This is a genomic window from Ruegeria sp. PrR005 (genome assembly GCF_010500245.1).
GTDB lineage: Bacteria > Pseudomonadota > Alphaproteobacteria > Rhodobacterales > Rhodobacteraceae > Ruegeria_B > Ruegeria_B marisflavi.
In genome coordinates this window covers 96,528-117,843 of sequence record NZ_JAAGOX010000053.1, presented here as the reverse complement: position 1 = coordinate 117,843, position 21,316 = coordinate 96,528, and the positions used below count along the sequence as shown (strand labels likewise).

The 21,316-nt window shown below is 62.2% G+C and carries 19 protein-coding genes; 8 read left to right on the top strand and 11 right to left on the bottom strand.

The features are described from left to right. Nucleotides 1-44: 44 nt before the first annotated feature. Nucleotides 45-1,400 (top strand): aspartate aminotransferase family protein, encoded by a 1,356-nt coding sequence (locus G0P99_RS19310; protein ID WP_164132111.1) that lies wholly within the window; start codon nt 45-47, stop codon nt 1,398-1,400. Nucleotides 1,401-1,723: 323 nt separating this feature from the next. Continuing rightward, nucleotides 1,724-2,635 carry a DMT family transporter gene (locus G0P99_RS19305; protein WP_164132268.1) on the top strand — a complete coding sequence of 304 codons (912 nt, stop codon included), beginning with the start codon at nt 1,724-1,726 and terminating at the stop codon, nt 2,633-2,635. Here G0P99_RS19305 and bhcD read toward each other — a convergent pair. From bhcD to bhcA, 4 genes are read right to left on the bottom strand one after another with little or no spacing between them, the layout of a single operon-like run. Next, nucleotides 2,630-3,604 (bottom strand): iminosuccinate reductase BhcD, encoded by a 975-nt coding sequence (gene bhcD, locus G0P99_RS19300; RefSeq protein ID WP_164132110.1) that lies wholly within the window; start codon nt 3,602-3,604, stop codon nt 2,630-2,632. The two genes, G0P99_RS19305 and bhcD, sit on opposite strands and share 6 nt — an antisense overlap. A gap of 41 nt (nt 3,605-3,645) precedes the next feature. Beyond that, nucleotides 3,646-4,809 (bottom strand): 3-hydroxy-D-aspartate aldolase BhcC, encoded by a 1,164-nt coding sequence (gene bhcC, locus G0P99_RS19295; RefSeq protein ID WP_164132109.1) that lies wholly within the window; start codon nt 4,807-4,809, stop codon nt 3,646-3,648. Nucleotides 4,810-4,822: 13 nt separating this feature from the next. Then, entirely contained in the window at nt 4,823-5,797 is a 975-nt protein-coding gene (bhcB, locus tag G0P99_RS19290; protein WP_164132108.1) for a beta-hydroxyaspartate dehydratase BhcB, read from the bottom strand. A gap of 11 nt (nt 5,798-5,808) precedes the next feature. Next, nucleotides 5,809-6,999, bottom strand: coding sequence for an L-aspartate--glyoxylate aminotransferase BhcA (gene bhcA / locus G0P99_RS19285; RefSeq protein ID WP_164132107.1), 1,191 nt, complete (start codon nt 6,997-6,999; stop codon nt 5,809-5,811). Between bhcA and G0P99_RS19280 the strand changes: the two genes are divergently transcribed. Further along, nucleotides 6,974-8,047, top strand: a complete 1,074-nt coding sequence (locus tag G0P99_RS19280) for an IclR family transcriptional regulator (protein ID WP_239059878.1) — start codon at nt 6,974-6,976, stop codon at nt 8,045-8,047. The two genes, bhcA and G0P99_RS19280, sit on opposite strands and share 26 nt — an antisense overlap. Here the strand turns inward: G0P99_RS19280 and G0P99_RS19275 are convergent. Beyond that, nucleotides 8,033-8,635, bottom strand: coding sequence for a hypothetical protein (locus tag G0P99_RS19275; RefSeq protein ID WP_164132106.1), 603 nt, complete (start codon nt 8,633-8,635; stop codon nt 8,033-8,035). The genes G0P99_RS19280 and G0P99_RS19275 overlap by 15 nt on opposite strands. A gap of 213 nt (nt 8,636-8,848) precedes the next feature. On the opposite strand from G0P99_RS19275, the gene G0P99_RS19270 reads away from it, so the two are divergent. Beyond that, nucleotides 8,849-10,330 (top strand): caspase family protein, encoded by a 1,482-nt coding sequence (locus tag G0P99_RS19270; RefSeq protein WP_164132105.1) that lies wholly within the window; start codon nt 8,849-8,851, stop codon nt 10,328-10,330. On the opposite strand, the gene G0P99_RS19265 is transcribed toward G0P99_RS19270, so the two are convergent. Beyond that, nucleotides 10,331-10,891 carry a DUF4202 domain-containing protein gene (locus tag G0P99_RS19265; protein ID WP_164132104.1) on the bottom strand — a complete coding sequence of 187 codons (561 nt, stop codon included), beginning with the start codon at nt 10,889-10,891 and terminating at the stop codon, nt 10,331-10,333. Then, nucleotides 10,888-11,613 (bottom strand): Crp/Fnr family transcriptional regulator, encoded by a 726-nt coding sequence (locus tag G0P99_RS19260; RefSeq protein ID WP_203583172.1) that lies wholly within the window; start codon nt 11,611-11,613, stop codon nt 10,888-10,890. The genes G0P99_RS19265 and G0P99_RS19260 overlap by 4 nt, the downstream gene beginning before the upstream one ends. 161 nt (nt 11,614-11,774) lie before the next feature. On the opposite strand from G0P99_RS19260, the gene hemA reads away from it, so the two are divergent. Continuing rightward, nucleotides 11,775-12,998 (top strand): 5-aminolevulinate synthase, encoded by a 1,224-nt coding sequence (gene hemA, locus G0P99_RS19255; protein WP_164132103.1) that lies wholly within the window; start codon nt 11,775-11,777, stop codon nt 12,996-12,998. 3 nt (nt 12,999-13,001) lie between these two features. Here the strand turns inward: hemA and G0P99_RS19250 are convergent, their stop codons facing one another. Next, nucleotides 13,002-14,114 (bottom strand): class I SAM-dependent RNA methyltransferase, encoded by a 1,113-nt coding sequence (locus G0P99_RS19250; protein ID WP_164132102.1) that lies wholly within the window; start codon nt 14,112-14,114, stop codon nt 13,002-13,004. 124 nt (nt 14,115-14,238) lie between these two features. On the opposite strand from G0P99_RS19250, the gene G0P99_RS19245 reads away from it, so the two are divergent. Beyond that, the gene (locus tag G0P99_RS19245) at nt 14,239-14,700 is read left to right on the top strand and encodes a VOC family protein (protein WP_164132101.1); all 462 of its coding nucleotides are present in this window, start codon (nt 14,239-14,241) and stop codon (nt 14,698-14,700) included. Here G0P99_RS19245 and G0P99_RS19240 read toward each other — a convergent pair. From G0P99_RS19240 to G0P99_RS19230, 3 genes are all read right to left on the bottom strand, one after another. Continuing rightward, nucleotides 14,691-15,068, bottom strand: coding sequence for a 5-carboxymethyl-2-hydroxymuconate Delta-isomerase (locus G0P99_RS19240; protein ID WP_164132100.1), 378 nt, complete (start codon nt 15,066-15,068; stop codon nt 14,691-14,693). The genes G0P99_RS19245 and G0P99_RS19240 overlap by 10 nt on opposite strands. A gap of 150 nt (nt 15,069-15,218) precedes the next feature. Continuing rightward, nucleotides 15,219-17,609 carry a 1-deoxy-D-xylulose-5-phosphate synthase N-terminal domain-containing protein gene (locus G0P99_RS19235; RefSeq protein WP_164132099.1) on the bottom strand — a complete coding sequence of 797 codons (2,391 nt, stop codon included), beginning with the start codon at nt 17,607-17,609 and terminating at the stop codon, nt 15,219-15,221. Nucleotides 17,610-17,774: 165 nt separating this feature from the next. Then, nucleotides 17,775-18,977, bottom strand: coding sequence for a methionine gamma-lyase (locus tag G0P99_RS19230; protein ID WP_164132098.1), 1,203 nt, complete (start codon nt 18,975-18,977; stop codon nt 17,775-17,777). 117 nt (nt 18,978-19,094) lie between these two features. Here G0P99_RS19230 and G0P99_RS19225 point away from each other — a divergent pair, with 117 nt between their 5' ends. Next, nucleotides 19,095-19,553 (top strand): Lrp/AsnC family transcriptional regulator, encoded by a 459-nt coding sequence (locus G0P99_RS19225; RefSeq protein WP_164132097.1) that lies wholly within the window; start codon nt 19,095-19,097, stop codon nt 19,551-19,553. 186 nt (nt 19,554-19,739) lie between these two features. Next, complete coding sequence (locus tag G0P99_RS19220) at nt 19,740-21,236, top strand: amidase family protein (protein ID WP_164132096.1); 1,497 nt, start codon at nt 19,740-19,742, stop codon at nt 21,234-21,236. Nucleotides 21,237-21,316: the final 80 nt, after the last annotated feature.

Here is a 21,316-nt window from a genome sequence, read left to right as displayed (position 1 = left end):
GCATGAGGGACAAGGGGTAGCTCGCCGAAGAAGGAGAGATGTGGATGAAAAACGCAAACTTCATCAGGGAACAGAACGCCCGCCAGTTCTGGCAGCCGATGACACATCCCGCCGACGCCCAGGCGAATCCTCCCAAGATCATTACCGGCGCATCCGGTGTCCGCATCCGCGATATCGACGGGCACGAGACCATCGACGCGGTCGGCGGGCTGTGGAACGTCAATCTAGGCTATTCCAACGACGCGGTGAAGCAGGCCATTTCCGGGCAGCTCGACACCCTGCCCTATTACTCGACCTTCCGCGGCACCACCAACGACGCCGCCATCGAACTGGCCTATGACCTGTGCGAATTTTTCGCCGAGGAAGGCATCCAGCGGGTTTTCTACACGTCGGGCGGATCGGACAGCGTGGAAACTGCCCTGCGACTGGCGCGACAATATCACAAGCTGCGCGGGCAGCCGCAGCGGACCAAGTTCCTGTCGCTGAAGAAGGGCTATCACGGCACCCATTTCGGCGGCGCCTCGGTCAATGGCAACAACAAATTCCGCACCGATTACGAACCGCTGCTGCCCGGCTGCTTCCACATTCCCGCGCCCTATACCTATCGCAACCCGTTCAACGAGACCGACCCTGCGCGGTTGGCGCAGCTTTGCGCCCAGGCGCTGGAGGACGAGATCGCCTTTCAGGGGGCCGAGACCATCGCAGCCTTCATCATGGAGCCGATCCTGGGCGCGGGCGGGGTGATCCCGCCGCATGAAAGCTTCATGCCGATGGTGCGCGAGATCTGTGATCGCAACGGTATCCTTCTGATCTCTGACGAAGTGATCACTGCTTTTGGCCGTACCGGCGCCTGGTCGGGCGCGCGGTTGTGGGGGGTGCAGCCGGACATGATGTGTACCGCCAAGGCCATCACCAACGGCTATTTCCCTTTTGGCGCCGTGCTGATCGGCGCGAGGATGACCGAGGTGTTCGAAGGCGATGCCAGCGGCAAGGGCGCGATCAGCCACGGCTATACCTATTCCGGCCACCCGGTCGGGGCGGCGGCGGCAGTGGTCTGCCTCAAGGAAACGGTGAAGGCCAATGTGGCCAGCAATGCGGCTGCACGCGGCGCCGAACTGTTCAGCGGCCTCCAAACGCTGGCGGCGAAGCACGAGATGATCGGCGATGTGCGCGGCGGTCACGGGCTGATGGCGGCGGTCGAGGTGGTCGCCGACCGCGCCAGCAAGGCCCCCGCCGGAGCGGCAACGATGAACACCGTCTATGAGACCGCGTATCACGCCGGGGTGATGCTGCGGGTTTCAGGGCCGAACATCATCCTCTCACCGCCGCTGGTATTGAGCGATCAGGATGTCGCCGATATCCTGTTGGCGATGGACGCAGGATTTGCCGCGCTGGGGTAAGGGCGAGAGGGGGCGCTGCCCCCGTCACCTTCGGTGACTCCCCCGGGATATTTTCCGCAAGAGGAAGAAGCAGGATGCCAATCCAGACCGCGACCACGCGGGCGCTTGGCCTGATGCCGAATCGGTTCATCATGGACCGTTCTTGATCGAGAACTTACAGGCAGCGGCGCCGGGCCCGATCCCATGCAGAATTCGAAACCCGATATGCAGACGCCAACAATCCTGGCGTTGGCCTTTTCAGCCAGCATCTCCGGCGCTATGCAACACCACATGATGCATCGGGAAAAAAGATCGTGACCGGACCCACTTCTGCGACACCCGGCATGGGATTGGCTTTTGCCGGGTTTGCAGTCTTTGCCACGCATGATGCCCTGATCAAGGCGCTCGGCGAGAGCTACTCCGTTTTCCAGATCATTTTCTTTGCGACGCTGTTTTCCTTTGTACCTCTGACGGTTACGGTCCTGACGGATCGGAAGATCGACACATTCCGCCCCAATAACCCCGGATTGGTCCTGTTTCGCTCTGCCCTGATGGTGACCTCGATGGCCACCGCATTTTATGCCTTTGCGACATTGCCTTTGACCGAGGTCTACTCGTTGCTCTTTACCTTTCCCTTGTTGGTCACGGCGCTGTCGGTGCCGCTGTTGGGCGAGAAGGTGCGCATGCAGCGTTGGGCCGCTGTTGCGGTGGGTCTGGTGGGCGTGCTGATCGTATTGAGGCCGGGAATGACCGCCTTGTCGCTTGGGCATTTCGCGGCGCTCACCGCAGCAACGGCAAGTGCCCTGGCCACAATCCTTGTGCGCAAGATCGGTAACAGCGAACGTTCCGCGGTACTGATCCTCTATCCGATGCTGGTCGGCGTCCTGATCATGGGGGCTTTGCAGCCGCTGGTCTATCGCCCACCGTCGCTGTCACACCTGTCCATGATGGCACTGGTGGGGCTTCTTTCCGTATGCGCGCAACACCTGATAATTCAGGCATATCGGGCCGCGCCCGCCGCTGTGGTCGCACCCATCCAGTATTCCCAGATCCTGTGGGCCACCACATTCGGAATGGTGTTCTTCGGAGAAACACCCGACCGTTGGGTGGCCGTCGGGGCAGGTATCATCATCGCATCCGGCATGTTCGTGGTCTGGCGTGAAAGCCGGGCCAATGTGTCCGCCCGGTCGCCCGTGCTGAAAACCGCGAACCTGCGCCCCGACGCGGGCCCGTCACCCGCACCGAAGAGCCTATAGGGCAGCGCGCCCGGCCAGACCGCGCTGCGAGGCAAGTTTTACGGCGACCGACGCGACCGCGAGGTCTTGCAGACCAACCCCTGTCCCATCGAACAGGGTGATATCCGCATCCTTGCCGCGACCGGGATGGTTGCCATTGATCACCGCGCCGATCGGTGTGACGTCATCCGCGCGGATAAGGCCCTGCGCGACTGCATGCTGTGCTTCCCCGATTGTAACGGACTGAGCGACCTCGTCGGTGAACACCGTTGCCCGGACCAACAGGGCCGGATCAACTTCCATCTTTCCCTTTGTATCGGTTCCCATGCAGGCCAGATGTGTTCCCGGCCTGATCCAATCGGCCTGGAGCAGAGGTTCAAAGGCGGATGTGATCGTGATGATCACGTCCGCCTGCGCGCCAAGCTCCTGCGGGCTTACAGCTTCGAATTCCAGACCGAGTTCTTCAGCCACGGCTGCAAGACGCGGCAACATTTCCGGATGCGGGTTCCAGGCGACGACCTTTTCGAACGCGCGCTGAACGGCGGCCGCCCGCAATTGAAAAGTGGACTGATGCCCGGCGCCGACCATGCCCAGTACCCTGGCATCCTTGCGCGCCAGATAGGCAATGGAGACGGCCGAACTGGCCGCAGTCCGCACGGCGGTCAGATAGTTGCCGCCCACCAGCGCCGACAACTGCCCTGTATCCGGGTCAAACAGGAACACGGTCGACTGGTGGTTGGTCAGGCCGCGCTCGATGTTGCCCGGCCAGTACCCGCCCGATTTGACGCCCAGCACATGCCCGGCCCGGTCAAAACCGGACTTGAACCCGTACAAAGCCTCAGCATGCCCCAATGCCTCGCGAACCACGGGGAAGTTGCGCGCCTCGCCACGGTGCATGGCGGCAAAGACCGCTTCGACCGCGGCAAAGGCATCCGCCTGGCCGACAACCTGCTGACAGATGTCTTCGCCAACGATCAGAACCTCGTTCATCCTTCGTCCTTTCGAGTAAGTCTGGGCAACCGAAGATCGTCTCAATAAGCCTTGCCGCGCGCCGAAATGGGCCAGAGCGCCTCGACCTTGCCGTTGCGCACGCCGACATACCAGTCGTGAACATTGCAGGTCGGATCACAGTGACCGGGGACCAGTCGCAGCTTTTCGTTTACCTTGAGCACGCCGTTGGGGTCGCTGACCACGCCATGTTCGTCTGAACACTTGATGTATTCCACATCGTCACGACCAAAGACGACCGGCAGACCGCTGTCGACCGACTGCGCCTTCAACCCCGCGTCGACAATCGCCTTGTCGGCCTTGGCATGGCTCATCACACTGGTCAGAATGAACAGCGCGTTTTCCCATTCACCCCGGTCGATGCGCTTGCCGCTCTCGTCAAGAATACGGCCGTAATCGGCGTCCATGAAGGCATATGAACCGCACTGAAGCTCGTTGAAGACGCCTGAGTTGCTCTCGAAATAGTAGCTTCCGGTGCCACCGCCGGACACAAGTTCAGCCTCCAACCCGGCCGCCTTCAATCCATCGAGGGCATCGCTAACCTGGGCAATGGCGATATCCAGCTTGGCCTTGCGGTCTGCGTAGCTGTCCATGTGCTGCATCGCACCCTGATAGGCCTGTATGCCGGTGAATTTCAGGCCTGGCGCGGCGTCAATTGCCCGCGCGATACGAACCACCTCCTCGGTCGTGGTCACGCCGCAACGGCCCGCGCCACAGTCGATCTCCACGAAACACTCCAGTTGCGTGCCGTGCTTCTGCGCGGCGGCCGAAAGGTCGGCCACATTATCGATGTCATCGACACAGACGATGGTGCGCGCGCCAGTCAGCGGGATGCGCGCCAGACGGTCGATCTTGAGCGGGTCGCGCACCTGGTTCGAGACCAGCACATCCTTGATCCCGCCGCGCGCAAACACCTCGGCCTCGGACACTTTCTGACAGCAGACGCCCACCGCGCCGCCGAGACGTTCCTGCAACTTGGCCACGTCCACCGACTTGTGCATCTTTCCGTGCACCCGGTGGCGCATGCCATGGGCACGGGCATAGTCGCCCATCTTGACGATGTTCCGCTCCAACGCATCCAGATCGAGGATCAGGCAGGGCGTCTGAATTTCGCTTTCGTCCATGCCGATCGCGGCAGGGATATCGAAACCGACTTCGAGTTCGGCGAGATTGGTCATGTCCTTCATATCCTTGTCCTTCTCAGCCCTTGGTCCAGGGCAGACTGTCCAGATCGACGTTGCCGCCGGTGATGATGACTCCGACGCGCTTGCCACGGTAGACATCGGGGTTCTTTAGAATAGTCGCCAGCGGAACGGCCGAAGACGGTTCCATCACCACCCGCAGGTATTTCCATGTCAGCTTCATCGCGGCGACGATCTCTTCTTCGCTGGCCGTCTGTATGTCGGTCACGAAACTGGACACGAAATGCCAGGTGTTTTCCTTCAGCGGCACCTTGAGCCCGTCTGCCACGGTTTCGGGCGCATCATCAGCGATGATATGGCCCGCCTTGAAGCTGCGATAGGCATCATCGGCCTGTTCGGGCTCGGCGGCATAGATCGCGACTTCGGGTGCCAGGTTCGACAGCGTCAGGCAGGTACCGGAGATCATCCCGCCACCGCCGATGGGCGCGACAACGGCATCAAGGCCATCCGTCTGCTCCATCAGTTCCAGCGAACAGGTACCCTGTCCGCAGATGACGCGCGGATCGTTGTAGGGATGCACGAACTCACCACCGGATGCCTTCTGGACTTCGGCAAAAACCGCCTCGCGGCTGCTGGTCGAAGGCTCGCATTCGGTGACGATCCCGCCATATCGGCGCACCGCGTCCTTCTTGGCCTGCGGCGCGGTGCGCGGCATGACCACGTTGCAGGGAATGCCGCGTCGCCCGGCCGCATAGGACAGGGACAGCGCATGGTTGCCCGAACTGTGCGTGGCAACGCCGCGCCGAGCGGCGTCTTCGTTCAGACCAAACACCGCGTTGCAGGCCCCGCGCACCTTGAAGGCGCCAGCCTCTTGCAGGTTCTCACATTTGAAGAACAGCTGAGCACCAGTCATTTCGTTCAGATAGTCAGAGTGCAGCACCGGCGTGCGCCGGATATGCGGCCGAACACGATCATGCGCGGCGCGCACATCCGCAATCGTCAGGTCGGCGGCCAGTGTCGCGGCATCAAGCATTCCGTTCTCCTTCATGCTGCGGATTTGGCCGCGGGGCGCGCAGGTTGCCTGAAGTACTCCTGCGCCGCCGCGACACCACTGCCCAATCGGATCGGATAGTTCAGATCGGCCATCGCCATTTCGATCGTGGCCAACCCGCTCAGAACCATGACATCCGTCAGGCTGCCGAGGTGACCGATCCGGAAGGCGCGCCCGTTCATCTCTCCCAGCCCGATTCCGAAACTGACGCCATAGGCGTGAAACGCGTGGTCGGTCAGCTTGTTGCTGTCGAACCCATCGGGCACGTAAATCGCGCTGACGGTATCCGAGTAGAGATCGGGTGATTGCGCCACGAGTTTCAGGCCCCACGCGTCAACCGCCCGCCTGACCCCTTCCGCCAGGCGATAGTGGCGGGCATAGACATTGTCCAGACCCTCCTCGAACAGCATGTTCAGGCTTTCCGACAGGCCATAGATCAGTTGCAACGGCGGCGTGTACGGGAACCCGCCCTTTGCATTCGCCCCCATCATGTCGCGAAAATCAAAGAATGTCCGCGGCAGGCGGGCGGTCTGCATCGCCGCCAACGCCTTGGGGCTGACACCCAGAATGGCCATCCCCGTGGTCAGCATGAAGCCCTTTTGCGAGCCTGACACCACGATATCGACGCCCCATTCATCCATGTGGAACGGGACGGATGCCAGCGAACTGACCGCGTCGACAAACAACAGCGCCGGGTGACCCGCCGCCTGCATCGCAGCTCGCACGGAGGCAATGTTGCTGAGAACACCGGTTGCGGTCTCGTTATGGGTGACCAGCACCGCCTTGATCCGGTAATCCGTATCGGCGCGCAGCGCCTCTTCGAACCGATCCGCGGGCGCGCCGGCACCCCAGGCGGTTTCGATGATTTGAACATCCAGCCCATGCCGCTGGCACAGGTCGATCCAACGGTGCGAGAACATGCCGTAACGGGCGACCAGAACCTTGTCGCCGGGGCTGAGCGTATTGCTGACCGCGGCCTCCCAGCCGCCCGTGCCGGTGGAGGGAAAGGTGACAACACGTCCGTCGGTCGTGTTCAGGACTTTCTTGACGCCCTCAAGCACTGGCGCAAGCGTTTCGACAAAATCCGGCGCACGGTGGTCACGGGTCTGCACCTGCATGGCGCGGCGCAACCTGTCCGGAATGTTTGTCGGGCCTGGAATGAAAACCGGGTTCTGGTCTGACATGGCGGGCTCCTCCTTCGTTGCACAGAGAATGCGGGCATTCAGCCAAGTACGCAATTTTTCTGAAAAATTTTTCCGTAATATCCGTGAAAAATATTATGCATTGTTTTTGATAGGTTTTTCGTTTTTCATTGCTTTATCAGATGGGAAAACAGAAAAACTTTTCTTGCTCCAAAACCGTCATGAAACAGGGCAAGACGCACGGAGGCACGCGATGAACACAACCAAACGACCGCGTGGCCGACCGAGATCACCGTTCACGGAATCGGGCAGCGCAACCTTGCAGTCGCTGGATCGCGCCTTGGGATTGCTGACGGCAATTGCCCGGGTCGGGCATGCCACGCTGACAGATCTGGCGCTGGCCCAGGGTCTCCCCCCCGCGACGGCGCACCGTATCCTGACCACCCTGCAAAAACACGGTTTTGCCGATTTCGACCGCCATAGCCAGGAGTGGCTTGTCGGGATCGAAGCCTATCGCACCGGGTCGGCCTATTTGCGTCGGGCAGGCCTGACCGAGATCGGGCAACCGATTTTGCGCGCGCTGATGGAGCAAACAGGCGAGACGGCCAATCTGGCCGTACCGGACGGCGCCGAAGTTGTTTCCATAGCCCAGGTCGAGACGACCCATCCCATCCGGGCCTTCTTTCCCGCGGGAACGCGCTCGCCCATGCATGCGTCGGGAACCGGCAAGGCTATTCTGGCGATGATGCCGCCCGAAAGGGCACGCGCGCTGTTGCAAAAGGCCGGACTACCGGTGTTCACACCCAAAACCCTGTCGACCCCCAATGACCTGTTTGCTGATCTGGAGCGCACGCGCGCACGCGGCTGGTCTTATGAGGCAGACGAAAGGCACGATGGCATGTCCTGTGTCGGCGCCGCTATCTTCGACGAAAACGGCCTTCCCTGCGCCGGCATCTCGATCTCTGGACCCAGCGGCCGCTTCAAATCCGTCAGCATAGAAAGGTTTGGTCAGGCAGTAGCTGACGCAGGATCGCAGATTACCCGCCTGACGGGCGGGACAGTCCCGGGCAGCCCGTTACAAGGACCGTAGAAGGATCGCACCGCTGTCCATCGCCTGGGCGATCCTTTGGAACTGGGCCCGCCGCAGATCCGAGTTTCCGGTCGATCGCAACAACACGGTCTGGGCTTCGGCAATCGCATTTGCTGCCTGACGCGCTGTTGCCGATACGGCGGGTGCAGGAACCGGGGCGATCTTGCGCGTGGTGGTCTTTGGCTGGCTGCCCCTGCGGCTCAGTGTCTTGGCAGCGGCCTGGTCACCATGGCGTTTGACCAGACCGGACATGCTCTTGGCCGCACCCTCCAACGCAGCGCGCACTTCGGCATATTCTCCCGACTTGGGCAGCGCGTTCACGATCTGCCAGTATTCGTAGTTCATGCAATCCAGCACAAATGCGCGATCGGCTTTCGACCGGCAAAAATCTACGGCCGAGTTCAGGGCTTTAACGATCCGCCCGGTCGTCGCTGCGTTGATCGGGGTCCAGGCGGCTATGTTTGACAGCGTGCTGTCTCTGGAGATACCGCCGCCGCCGTATGCCGATGCCCCTTCGTTCGACTGGGCGACCGACCTGTCAGAGAGCACACCCCCCAGTGTCACCGACGCCAATATCAATACAGCCAAGCTAGTTCGCGGAATACGCATCACAGTTTCCTTACCATATTTGGTAACCAAGGGTTTCAGCGAAAGAAGTCATATCAATGCCGCGACCATACACCCGGTTCAGTGTCCGGGCAAACGGATCACAACCGGATTGATCGCCGGAATATCTGGACCGCTACCGGTCATAGTGCTTACTCTGATCGTACCAACTGTCGGGCCCCGGACAGGATTGCCATGCTTCGTCTCTTTTTTGTTGTTCTTGCTTTACTTCTCGCCCGCCCGGCCCTGTCCGCCGAGAGGGTCGCGCTGGTCATTGGCATATCCGCGTACGAGGCGATTCCTCCGTTGAAGAACACTGTCAACGATGCGCGTGCAATCGCCCGGACTCTGGAGCGGATCGGCTTTGAGGTTTCACAATTGACCGATCCCGACAGGGCCACGATCCAGAAAGAACTGGATCGCTTCTCGTTCCGGGCCGAGACGGCCGACCTCGCCCTGATCTACTTCGCCGGTCACGGTGTCGAGGTACAGGGAGAGAACTTTCTGATTGCCGCCGACGCCCGGGTCGCCAGCAATCAGGACATCCAGAACCAATCCGTGTCGCTCAAGGATTTCCTGAACACCGTGGACCGCGCGCGCAAGATGCGCATCGTCATCCTGGACAGTTGCCGGGACAATCCATTCGGTGACAGTCTGGCACCGGCGGGCACGACCACAGGCGGCCAGAACGATACGGTCGCCCGTGGCATCGGCCAGGGCCTGGCCGAGCCTTCGCCCGAACGCGGCACCCTGGTCGCCTTTGCCGCAAAGGATGGCAAGGTGGCATTGGACGGCGCCGGAGAGAACAGCCCGTTTGCGCTGGCCCTGATGGACAAGATTGACAAGCCGGGGCTCGAAATCTCACTGATGTTCCGGCAGGTACGGGACGAGGTGCTTCGCCTGACCAACAACATGCAAGAGCCTCACACTTATGGCTCTCTGTCGGGCATTCCATTTTTCCTCGCTGGCGGTGCGCCGGAAACCAGTGCAACAGACCGGGAACAACTGGCCTGGTCCGCGCTGCGACCCGATGACGAGGCTCAGTTCCGGCAACTCGCCGCCGAGGGGGACACCCGGTCGCTCTTGGGTCTGGCGTTCATGCATCTAAATCCGAACGCAGACCGGTTCGACCCGGTCGAGGCCGCCCGGCTGCTGGCGCAAGCCGCAGACGCGGGATCGGCAGAGGCACAATACGAACTGGCCATCCAGTATGAGACCGGACGTGGCGTGCCCCAAGATCAAACCCGCGCGCTGGATTTGTACAGGCAATCCGCGGGTCAGGACTTTCCGGACGCCATCAATGATCTTGGCTTTTTCTACTATCACGGCATGCTGGGCCTGCCCCGTGACCCGAAACGTGCGCTTGAGCATTTTGAACGCGCCGCAGACCTGCGGCACCCGCAGGCGATGTACAATTTCGCCGCCCTGATCGACGATGGTCTGATCGAGGGCAAAGGCCCCCGCGAAGCGGCGCAGTACCTGTATCAGGCGCTCAGGGTCGGTAATGCCGAAGTGCTCAAGGTTCTGACGGAACATCCTGATTCATTGAAACCCGAAACCCGGCGCGAACTGCAAGCAGAGCTGCGGCGTTTCGATCTCTATCAGGGAACAATCGACGGCCAGTTTGGGCCGGGCACAAAACGTGGGTTGCGCCGGGCCTATGGGCTTGAAGGGTGATTACTGGAAAGCGGCGGCCAGTTCGGCGGGCAGATCGAATTCCTGCAAGACCCGTGCGCGCGCATCAGCGGACATCTTGCGCGCGGTCTTGACCACGATATCCAGCACTTTCTCGGGGCTGTGTTTCGCGGCAAAGGGGCCGAAGTACCATTTGAGAAAGACGAAACAGATCACATCCTCAAGCGCCTGAACCTGCGGGTCGCGCTTGATGCCCTCCTTGCGCAGCATTCGCCCCGCAACCTCGATTTCATCGGGATCGTATCCCGCGTCCTGCATCAGGGACGAGACCACCTCGGCATGATGCACCGCCTGCGCCCGCCGCCACGCCAGATACCCTGCACGGCCTTCGGGATATGTCGAGCGGGCCAGCTTCCAGCGTTCCACATGCTGCCCGCGCGCGGCGATGCGCAGCGGTTCGGACGCGTCGGGAAAAAGACGGTCCAGCTCCGCGCTCATCCGCTCGCCATAAAGAAGCGCCTCGGGACGGCCCTCGTCCATACGCGGATCGGCGCTGTTGGCGGCGTCGATGGCCGCAAGAACCGTTTGCAGTCGGTCTGTCATCCCTTGCTCCAGCTTTCTGCCGGATCGCTTTCGGCATAGTCGCGCAATTGCGCGATGTCCGAGATCTCGGCGTGGTTGCGTTTCACCGTAACCCCGGCATCCTTGAGCCGGGCAAAGGCGCGGCTGAGGCTTTCAGGCTTCATACCCAAACGACCGGCGATCAGCATCTTGTCATAAGGCAACGTCACCTCGCAGGCGCCATCGCTACAGTCGCTCAGGTTCAGCAGGAACTCGGCCACCCGCTGCGCGCCGGTCTGCGCCTTGAGTTGCTCGAGCTGCGCCACCAGAGAATGCAGATGGCCAAAGGTCGAGGCGAGAATTGAAATGCAGATTTCGGGATCACGCCGCATCAGGGACAAAAACACCGAACTGGGGATATGCATCACCTCGCATGTGGTGACCGCCTCGGCCGAAACCGGATAAGGCATGTTCTTGAGCGCAACGGCCTCGCCAAAACTTTCGCCGCGTGTGAACACGCTCACCACCGCCTCGGCACCGGTGGGCGTCATCCGGAACAGCTTGACCCAGCCATCGATCACGACATGGATCGCTTGGGCCTTTTCCTCTTGCAGGAACAGGGTCTCACCACGCTCATAGCTGCGCCAGACCGCCTGGCCCAACAGGATATCGACATGATGATCGGGCAAGGACCGGATCAACAGCGAATTTCTGGCGATTGATTTTTGCCGTTCATGCGCCACGCCGGCGTCTCCTGTCCCCATGTCTTGTTCTTAGGCCTCAGCCTAGGGCAAATGCCGCGCCGGTGCATCTGCCTTTTCTGATCCCCCCCGTCAATCCCGATGTCCACTTGACCATAGTCATGTCGCCCGGCCCGGCAGTTTCCTAACGTCAGAGCAAAGCCAAGACACCGGGAGCGCACACCATGGAGTACGAGCAATTCTTTCGCGACAGCCTTGCGAAGCTGAAAGACGAGGGCAATTACCGTGTTTTCATTGATCTCGAGCGGCGGAAGGGCAATTTTCCAGCCGCGCAGCAGACCGATGGAGAGACCCGGCGGGAAGTGCGCATCTGGTGCTCTAACGATTACTTGGGAATGGGCCAACACCCTGCGGTTCTGGGCGCGATGCATGACGCGCTGGACCGCTGCGGAGCGGGGGCCGGGGGCACTCGGAACATATCCGGCACCACTCACGACCATGTGCTGCTTGAAGAGGAACTTGCCGATTTGCATGGCAAGGAAGCAGCGCTGGTGTTCACATCCGGATATGTGTCGAACTGGGCGGCCCTCGGTACCCTCGCTTCGAAAATCCCAGGCATGATCGTGTTTTCCGATGCACTCAACCATGCCTCGATGATCGAAGGTATCCGCCATTCGCGCGCCGAGCGGGTGATCTGGAAGCATAACGATCTGGCCGATCTAGAGGCGAAACTGGCGGCGGCCGATCCGATGGCCCCGAAGATGATCGCCTTTGAGTCGGTCTACTCGATGGATGGCGATATCGCGCCGATCCGCGCGATCTGCGATCTGGCGGACAAATACGATGCGATGACCTATCTGGATGAGGTTCATGCGGTTGGTCTCTATGGTCCGCGCGGCGGCGGCATTGCCGAACGCGAAGGGTTGATGGACCGGCTGACGGTGATCGAAGGCACGCTGGGTAAGGCGTTTGGCGTGGTCGGAGGCTATATCGCCGCCTCGGCGGCGCTCTGCGATTTTGTGCGCAGCTTTGCCAGCGGCTTCATCTTTACCACCGCGCTGCCTCCGGCGGTGGCGGCGGGGGCTGCTGCCTCGATCCGGCATCTGAAAGCGTCGCAGGTCGAACGTGCGACGCAGCAGGCGCGGGTGGCCGAAGTGCGGGCGCGGCTGGACGCGGCGGGCATTCCGCATCTGCCGAATCCCAGCCATATCATCCCGGTGATGGTGGGCGATCCGATCAAATGCAAGTTCATCTCGGATATGCTGCTGGAAGAGTTCGGTATCTATATCCAGCCTATCAACTACCCCACAGTGCCCAAAGGAACCGAGCGGCTGCGTATCACCCCGTCACCGGTCCACAGCGACGCCGACGTCGCGCACCTGGTTCAGGCGCTGTCCACGCTGTGGCAGCGGTGCCAGATGGCGCGGGTACCGATGGCAGCGCAATAGAGATCAGCGCAGAGCGGGGGTCTGGTACAGCCGGACCTTGATACCGCCGTGATCTACCACGGGACCGGGTGCTTTGAACGGCAGCCGGGTGGAACGGGCAAGGCTCATCTCTGACGTGATCAATCCCACGCGCCAGCCCGAAAAGCGTTCCATCAGAACCTTGCCCAAACTGCCGTAAAGCGATCGCAGCCGCGCCTGATCGCCGATCCGCGCACCATAGGGTGGGTTGACGATGACCAGACCCGGCCGCCCCTCGGGCGGGCGGATATCGCTGACCGGGCGCTGGTGAAAATCACAGAATTCCGCCACGCCTGCGCGGGCCGCATTGGCGCCGCTTGCCTCGATTGCCCCCGCGTTGCGGTCCGAGCCGCAATAGCGGCTTTCGGGCTTGCCGCTCTCGCCTACGCGCATCGCCTGCCATTGGGCGGCATCGAACCCCGCCAGTTGTTCAAAGGCAAAGCTGCGTGACCGGCCCGGCGACAGCCCCGCCGCCCATTCCGCCGCCTCGATCACAAAGGAGCCGGACCCGCACATCGGGTCGAGCACCGGTTCGATCCCGTCGAACCCGCATTGGCGCAGAAACAGCGACGCCATGGTCTCGCGCATGGGCGCCTTGCCCACTGCTTCCTTGTGACCGCGCTTGTGCAGCGCCTCGCCCGAAGTGTCGATCGAGAATGTGCAGAAATCGCGCTCGATCCGCAGCATCAGGCGAATATCGGCCTCATCCGCGATTGGGGCTCCCAGCTCTTCTGTGATGGCGCGTTCGATCCGCTGTTTGGCGGCACCCGCGTGATAGATCTTGGACTTGCGGCTGACCGCCTCGACCCGAATGGGCACATCTGGGCGCAGGAAATCACCCCAGGCGAACTTGCGTGCCCGCTTGTCGAGTTGTGCCAGATGCACTGCCGGAAAGCCGCCGATCCGCACCAGAACCCTGCCCGCGCCACGCAATACCAGATTGGCGCGCATGACCTCGGACCAGGGACCGCGCGTCTCGACCCCGCCCGGTACGACGCGCGGTTCCGCAAAGCCGCAGGCGGCTGCCTCTTCGGCCAACGGCTGCTCCAAGCCCGGCGGTGCGATCAGGAAAATGTCATAGTTTTGCGTCTTGTCCATCCCCGGCAATTACAGCGGATCGGGCAGCGGGGCTAGGACAATCTCTGCAATCGAATAAGTGCTTGACCTCAAACGGGGTTGAGCCCGCAGGCTGGTGACGATGACCCCAAATCGAGAAAGAGACATGACCAGTTTTCCCCAGATCGACGCTGTGTACGAAACCCACCTGCCGGTGCGCGACCTTGATCGCGCAGTCGAGTTTTACCGCGATACATTGGGGTTGGAGCTTGCCTATCGGCAAGAGGCGCGCGGCATGGCATTCTTCTGGATTGGTGGCCAGCAGACCGGGATGCTGGGCCTGTGGCAAGCGGGCAGCGCTCCGATGCGCATGGTGTTGCATATGGCGTTCCGGCTGGGGCAAGAGGCTGTTCTCGCCGTCCCCGCCGCACTGAAGGCCAAAGGCGCAGAGCCGCTGGGCTTTGAGGGGGAGCCTGTCCGCGAACCGGTGGTTATCGGCTGGATGCCCGCGCTCACCGTCTATTGCAAGGATCCCGACGGGCATTCCATCGAGTTTCTCTGCCCCCTGCCCGATGCGCCTGACCCTGACTTTGGCATCGGCACCTGGTCACGCTGGCTTCAAAGGTGATCGCGGATCGAGCCGGTCTTGGGCGACAGATCCGGGTCGATATCGCGCATTTCCAGCGACAGGGCCAACGAGCGCTGTGCCATAACCGGGGAGAGAAAGACGCGGACCGCCTCGAAAACTTCGGCGGCGGCGGCCTGTTTCACCTCGGGCGCGCGGCCCGCGCGCAGGCGGATCGAAATGTCGATGAACCCGTGTTTGGGGTCGCCATCGGCAATCGCCCAGTGATCGGCGCGAAAGGCCCGCACCCGGATACCCGGCATGGGAAAGGTGTCGATCCCCGTCGCCGTGGCGCGGATCAGCTCGCAGAGCGCGCCGATGTCCAGCGCATCCTCAAGGTTGCCGGAATACTCGACGATAAAATGCGGCATAGCCTCCTCCTGACGCAGACCATGGGCGGGGCGGTGACACAGGATTTCAAGTGAAATCCTGTGAGCAGGGATTTCTTTAAATCCCTGCCCCCTTGACCCGCGCCGGAACACATAACAGGTTAACCACTCTCCCGCAGTCGGATGCAAGCCCTATCCGACCAGCCGCGCCGGTTGCCCCGGGCGACCGGCGGTCAGCCCCTCGACCCGCTCGACAATTGCGCCGGCGTCGATGCCGAAATGACGATAGAGATCCCCGATGGTGCCAGTCTGGCCGAAATGCTCCACTCCCAGCGGGATGGTCCGGTGCCCGGCCACCGATCCCAGCCAGCCCAGCGTAGCCGGATGCCCGTCGATCACCGTCACCAAGTGGCAATGCGGTGGCAACTCACCCATCAACCGCTCGATATGCGACAGCGCCGCAGGATTGCCGCGCGCCCGCGCGCGCTGAGCCGCGGTCCAGCCCGCGTTCAGCCGGTCGGCCGAGGTCACCGCCAGCACGCCGACATCGCGCCGTGCCTCGCCCAGCAGGCCGGCGGCGCGGATCGCCTCGGGCGCCACCGCGCCCTGATAGGCGATCACCACCTCGGCATTGGGTCCCGGCTTGCGCAGCCAGTAAGCGCCATCGATGGCGCCCTGGCGGAACGCATCATCCACCCGCTTTCCCGGCTGTTCGATCGGATTGGTCGAGAGCCTGAGATAGACGCTGCCCCCGGTCTCGTCGCGCAGCCAGGTGCGCTCGTCCGGATCCCTCTCACCATCGCGTTGCAGATAGTCGAAGGCCCATTCCATGATCACCGCCAGCTCGTCGGCAAAGGCGGGTTCGAACGCCGCCAGCCCGTCCTGGCTCATCCCAATGAGCGGTGAGCCGATGGATTGATGCGCCCCACCTTCTGGGGCCAGCGTCACGCCCGAGGGCGTGCCCACCAGCAGGAACCGTGCGTCCTGATAGCAGGCATAGTTCAGCGCATCGAGGCCGCGCGCCACAAAGGGGTCATAGACCGTGCCCACCGGGATCAGCCGCTTGCCGAACAGCGAATGGCTCAGCCCCGCCGCGCCCAACAGCAGCATCAGGTTCATCTCGGCGATGCCCAGCTCGATATGCTGGCCCTTGGGTGTGAATTCCCATTTCGCGGTTGAGGGGATCTTGTGCTCGATAAAGGCATCGGCCTGATCCTTGCGCGCAAACAGCTTGCGCCGGTTCACCCAGGGACCAAGGTTGGTGGTGCCGGTCACATCGGGCGAGGTGGTGACGATGCGCGCCGCCAGTTCGCTGTCGCCCTTGGACAGGTCATCCAGCACCTTGCCAAAGGCCGCCTGGGTCGAGATCTCGCGGTCGCTCGAAATCTCGACCCCCGGCACCGCAAGACGGGCATCGGAGAACCGCCGCCGCCCCTTGGCGAAAAACGGCACCCCGTCCAGAAAGGCGCGCAGCGCAGCCGGGTCGGCAACGGTGGCCAGCGGCTCCCATTCCTGCCCCTCAGGCACGCCCATATGGGCCTGCCACGCGGCGAACTGGGTCTTGTTCATCAGCCCGCCATGATTGTCCTTGTGGCCCGCGATCGGCGTGCCCCAGCCCTTGACCGTATAGGCCAGGAAACAGGTGGGGCGGTCATGGTCGATGCCGGCGAATGTCTCGGCCATGGTGACCACGCAATTGCCGCCGAGATTTTCCATCAACTCGGCCAGTTCGTCATCGCTGCGCCGGTCGAGCAAGGCAGAGACGTCGCCCTGATCGCCCAGATCCTCCATCAGCCGCTTGCGCCAGACCGCGCCGCCCATGAAGGTCAGCGCCGAATATTGCTGGTTCGGGCAGGCGTCGATCCAGGCTCGCAGGGCATCTCCGCCCGGCTCCTGAAACGCGGCCCGTTGCAGGGCGCCGTATTTGATCCGAACAACGTCCCAGCCAAAGGCGTCGAAAATTTTCTCGACCCGCTCGAACAGCCCCTCGCGTACGATCCCGTCCAGCGATTGGCGGTTATAGTCGATGATCCACCAGCAATTGCGCAGGTCGTTTTTCCACCCCTCTTGCAGGGTTTCGTAAACATTTCCCTCGTCCAGCTCGGCATCGCCCACCAGCGCCACCATCCGGCCCATGGGTGCACCCTGCCCCCAGTCCTTGGCGGCGATATAGTCCTGTACCAGCGCGGCAAAGGCGGTAACGGCCACGCCCAAACCCACCGAGCCGGTGGAGAAATCGACGTCATCTACATCCTTGGTCCGGCTGGGATAGGATTGCACCCCGCCATAGCCCCGGAAATTCTCCATCCGCGCGCGATCCAGATTGCCCATCAGATACTGAATGGCATGGAACACCGGGCTCGCATGGGGTTTCACGGCCACCCGGTCCTCGGGGCGCAGCGTGCTGAAATAGAGCGCGGTCATAATCGAAACCATCGAGGCCGAGCTGGCCTGATGCCCGCCGATCTTGATCCCGTCCACCTTGGGGCGGATGTGATTGGCGTGATGGATCATCCAATGCGACAGCCACAGGATGCGCTGTTCGATGGTCTTGAGGTGGCAAAGGTCCTGCGGCGTGCTCATCTGCGCTCTCCTTCTTTGCGGGATCAAACCCGTCCGGCGAAGTCTAACATGTACCTGCCCCGGTCGCGCAGGGATTCAAGGGCGGGATTGCCCCGCGCCCTGGCTCCGGACAGAGAAATTGTGGGCCGCGCGCCACTCCCCAGAAGCGCGCGGCTGCCACCGCCCTCAGGCGGCGGCCTGAACCTGGGGTGCGCCCAGCGACTGCGCCAGATCGGCCAGGATATCCTCGACCTCTTCCAGACCCACCGACAGGCGGACCAACCCGTCGCTGATGCCATGTTCGGCACGCTCCTCGGGCGTATAGGTGGAATGGGTCATCGAGGCCGGGTGCTGGATCAGCGTCTCGGCATCGCCCAGTGACACCGCCCGCGCGATCATGTTGAGCCGGTTCATCATTGCACGACCCGCATCCATCCCGCCCTTGAGTTCAAACGCGATCATCGCGCCGGGCTGGGCCATCTGCCGGTTCGCCAACTCGTGCTGCGAGAAAGACGCCAGACCGGGGAAATACACCTCGCCCACCGCCGGATGCGCGGCCAGCCACTCGGCCACCACCTGCGCTGAGGCGCAATGCCGGTCCATCCGCAGCGCCAGCGTTTTCAGCCCGCGCAGGATCAGCATCGCGTTGAACGGCGCCATGACGGCCCCAGTCATGTCCTTCATGCCATAGAGGCGGATCTCGCTGATCTGCTCTGCACCGCCCACCACAAGGCCCGCCACCACGTCGCCATGGCCGCCCAGATACTTGGTGGCCGAATGCAGCACGATATCGGCGCCCATCTCGATGGGCCGGGTCAGGTAAGGCGTGGCATAGGTATTGTCGACCACGACCGAGGCACCGGCAGCGTGTGCAATCTCGCTTACCGCCGCGATATCGACAAGCCGCATGTTCGGGTTGGCGGGCGTCTCGAAATAGACCACGCGCGTCTTGTCGCTGATCGCGGTTTTCAGGTTCTCGGGGTCGGTCAGGTCCACATGGGTGATGGTCACCCCCCATTTCGCCAGCCCGTGCCGCATATAGGAAAAGGTGCAGCCATACAGCGTCTTGTCCACGATCACCTCGTCACCGGGCGACAAAAGCGTCCACAGAACGGCAGTGATCGCCCCCATCCCCGAGGACAGCGCCAACCCCGCCTCGGCCCCTTCGAGCGTGGCGATACGCTGCTCCAGCAGGTCGAGCGTCGGGTTCGAGATGCGCGAATAGATATGCCCCCGACGCTCGCCCGCGAACATCTCGCCACCGGCCTCGGCTGTCTCGAACGCAAAGGTCGAGGTCAGATGGAGTGGCGGCGTCAGCGCGCCCTCGTGATCGAGCGGATCATAGGCGTGGTGGATGGCGCGGCTGGCAAAGCCCTTGGCATGTGTCATGGCGGGATCTCCTGATCTGGTGTTGCAGTCAGGATAGCCAAGCCAAACAGCGATGAGATTGCTATTTCTGCCAACTTACTGTTCAGTATTGGCAGTTTCTGCCAAGAAAGCCAAAAAATGGATAGCAAAGATCGCCAGATCATCCGCGCCCTGCAACAGGACGGGCGCATGACCAACCAGGACCTGGCCGAAAAGGTGAGTCTTTCGCCTTCGCCCTGCCTGCGCCGCCTGCGCAATCTTGAAAAGAGCGGCGCCATTCGGGGCTTCTCGGTCGATGTGGATCCGGCTGCTTACGGGCTGCCGATCACCGTCTTTGTCCGCATCCGGCTGGAACGCCACAATCAGGAGGACGTGCACCGTTTCGAAACCCGCGTGCGCCAGATCGACGAAGTGCTGGAATGCCATATCATGACTGGCGCGATGGATTACCAGCTGCGGGTGGTGGTCTCGGGACTGGATGCTTACGAGCAGTTCATCCGCACCCGCATCCACCCCATCGGCGGCATCGCCTCGATCGACACCAGTTTCGTCTACAGCACGGTAAAGAAAACCGCCGTGTTCCCGCGTTTGGGATAGGGTGCCCCCGGGGGACTTGAGGTCGCGAAACGCGATGAACGATCATCGCGACCGCAGCCATCACCGTGTGACCAGTACGGGAGACGTCGTGTCTCATAGCGTCACTGGCAGTTTTACTGTTGGGTCCGAGGACCCTTTCATCCGGCGCTGCTCTGCCGCACCGGGTTTTGTTTTCAGGAGGCAACCATGATTTCGCGACGACATTTCCTCGGTTCAACCGCGGCGGCGCTGGCGGTGCCCCTGTCAGGCGCGCGTGTTGCTGAAGCACAGGGCGACCTCCGAAACCTGATGATGCGGACTGACGGGTTGGGCCTTGCCCAGATGGTCAAGGCCGGAGAGGTGTCGCCCCTCGAACTTGCCGAAACCGCCATCGACGCAGCGCTCGCGCTCGACGGCAATTTGAACGCGCTCACCACACCCATGTACGAGCAAGCTCTGGCCAGGGCCGCAGTGATGCGCCCGCAGGGCCCATTCGCCGGCGTGCCCTTTGCGGTAAAGGACAATTTGGACGTCGCGGGCCAGTACACCACCCATGGCTCACGCGTCTATCAGGACAACTACCAGCACTATTCCGCCCCGCTGGCCTTGGCCCTGGAGGCGGCCGGGTTCAACCTGATCGGCAAGACCAACATGCCCGAAGTCGGCGCCATTCCAACGACCGAGGGGCAATTATTGGGACCCTGCCGCAACCCCTGGAACCCTGATCATTCCACCGGAGGGTCAAGCGGCGGGTCGGCCGCCGTGGTGGCCGCGGGCATTGTACCAGTCGCGCATGCCAGCGATGGCGGCGGGTCGATCCGTATTCCTGCCGCCAGCTGCGGCGTCTTCGGCCTGAAGCCCAGCCGCCGCAGGATGGTCTGGGGGTCGAGCGATCAGACCACCTATGCCGTCGACAACTGCATCAGCCGTTCGGTGCGCGACAGTGCCATGCTGTTCGCACTGGGACAGGACCGCTCGCCGACGGCACCCTTTGCACCGCTTCCCTTTGTGTCCGGCCCATCGAGCAACCGGCTGACCATCGGTTTCGATCTGAGGAACTATTACGGCAACCTGCCGGACCCGGACGTGCAACGCGCAATCGAACAGATGGCACAGCTATGCGCCGATCTGGGCCATACGGTGATCGAAACCACCAATCCCGTCGATGACGAGTTCGAACTGCGGTTCAACCAGATCTTCGGGTTCCGCATGGTGGGGCTTGCCGATGCCGCCACTGCAAAGGCCGGGCGCCCGCCCTCGGAAACAGGCCTCCTCGATACATTCGTGATGCAATGGGCCGAGGCCGCGCGACAGTTCACACCCGAAGACGTGGCGGCGGCAAACGCCTATATGCAGAAACTCGGCTCCGACTATCAGGCCTGGCTGTCTGGCATGGATGTCTTTTTGTCGCCGGTCCTGATGGGAACAGCGCCACGGCTGGGAACACTCTATGATCCCGGTAAATCGTTCGAAGAGATGTTCGGCCGCATAACCAACTATGCCTCGTTCACGGCAGTCCAGAACGCCATCGGATTGCCGGGAATGTCCGTACCCGCCGGGTTGGGCAGCGATGGTCTGCCAATCGGCAGCCATTTCGTGGCGCCTGCCGGACACGAGGATATCCTGTTCGCGCTGGCCTACGAGCTCGAACAGGCCAAACCGTGGTGGGACAGCTGGGCGCCAATGTCGCTGGCCCGTCTGTAACGGTCTGAGCCGGACGGGCCGCGATGAACGTGCTTCCGAGCAAAAGCATGCAAGACGACCGGGGGATCGACATACGCCTG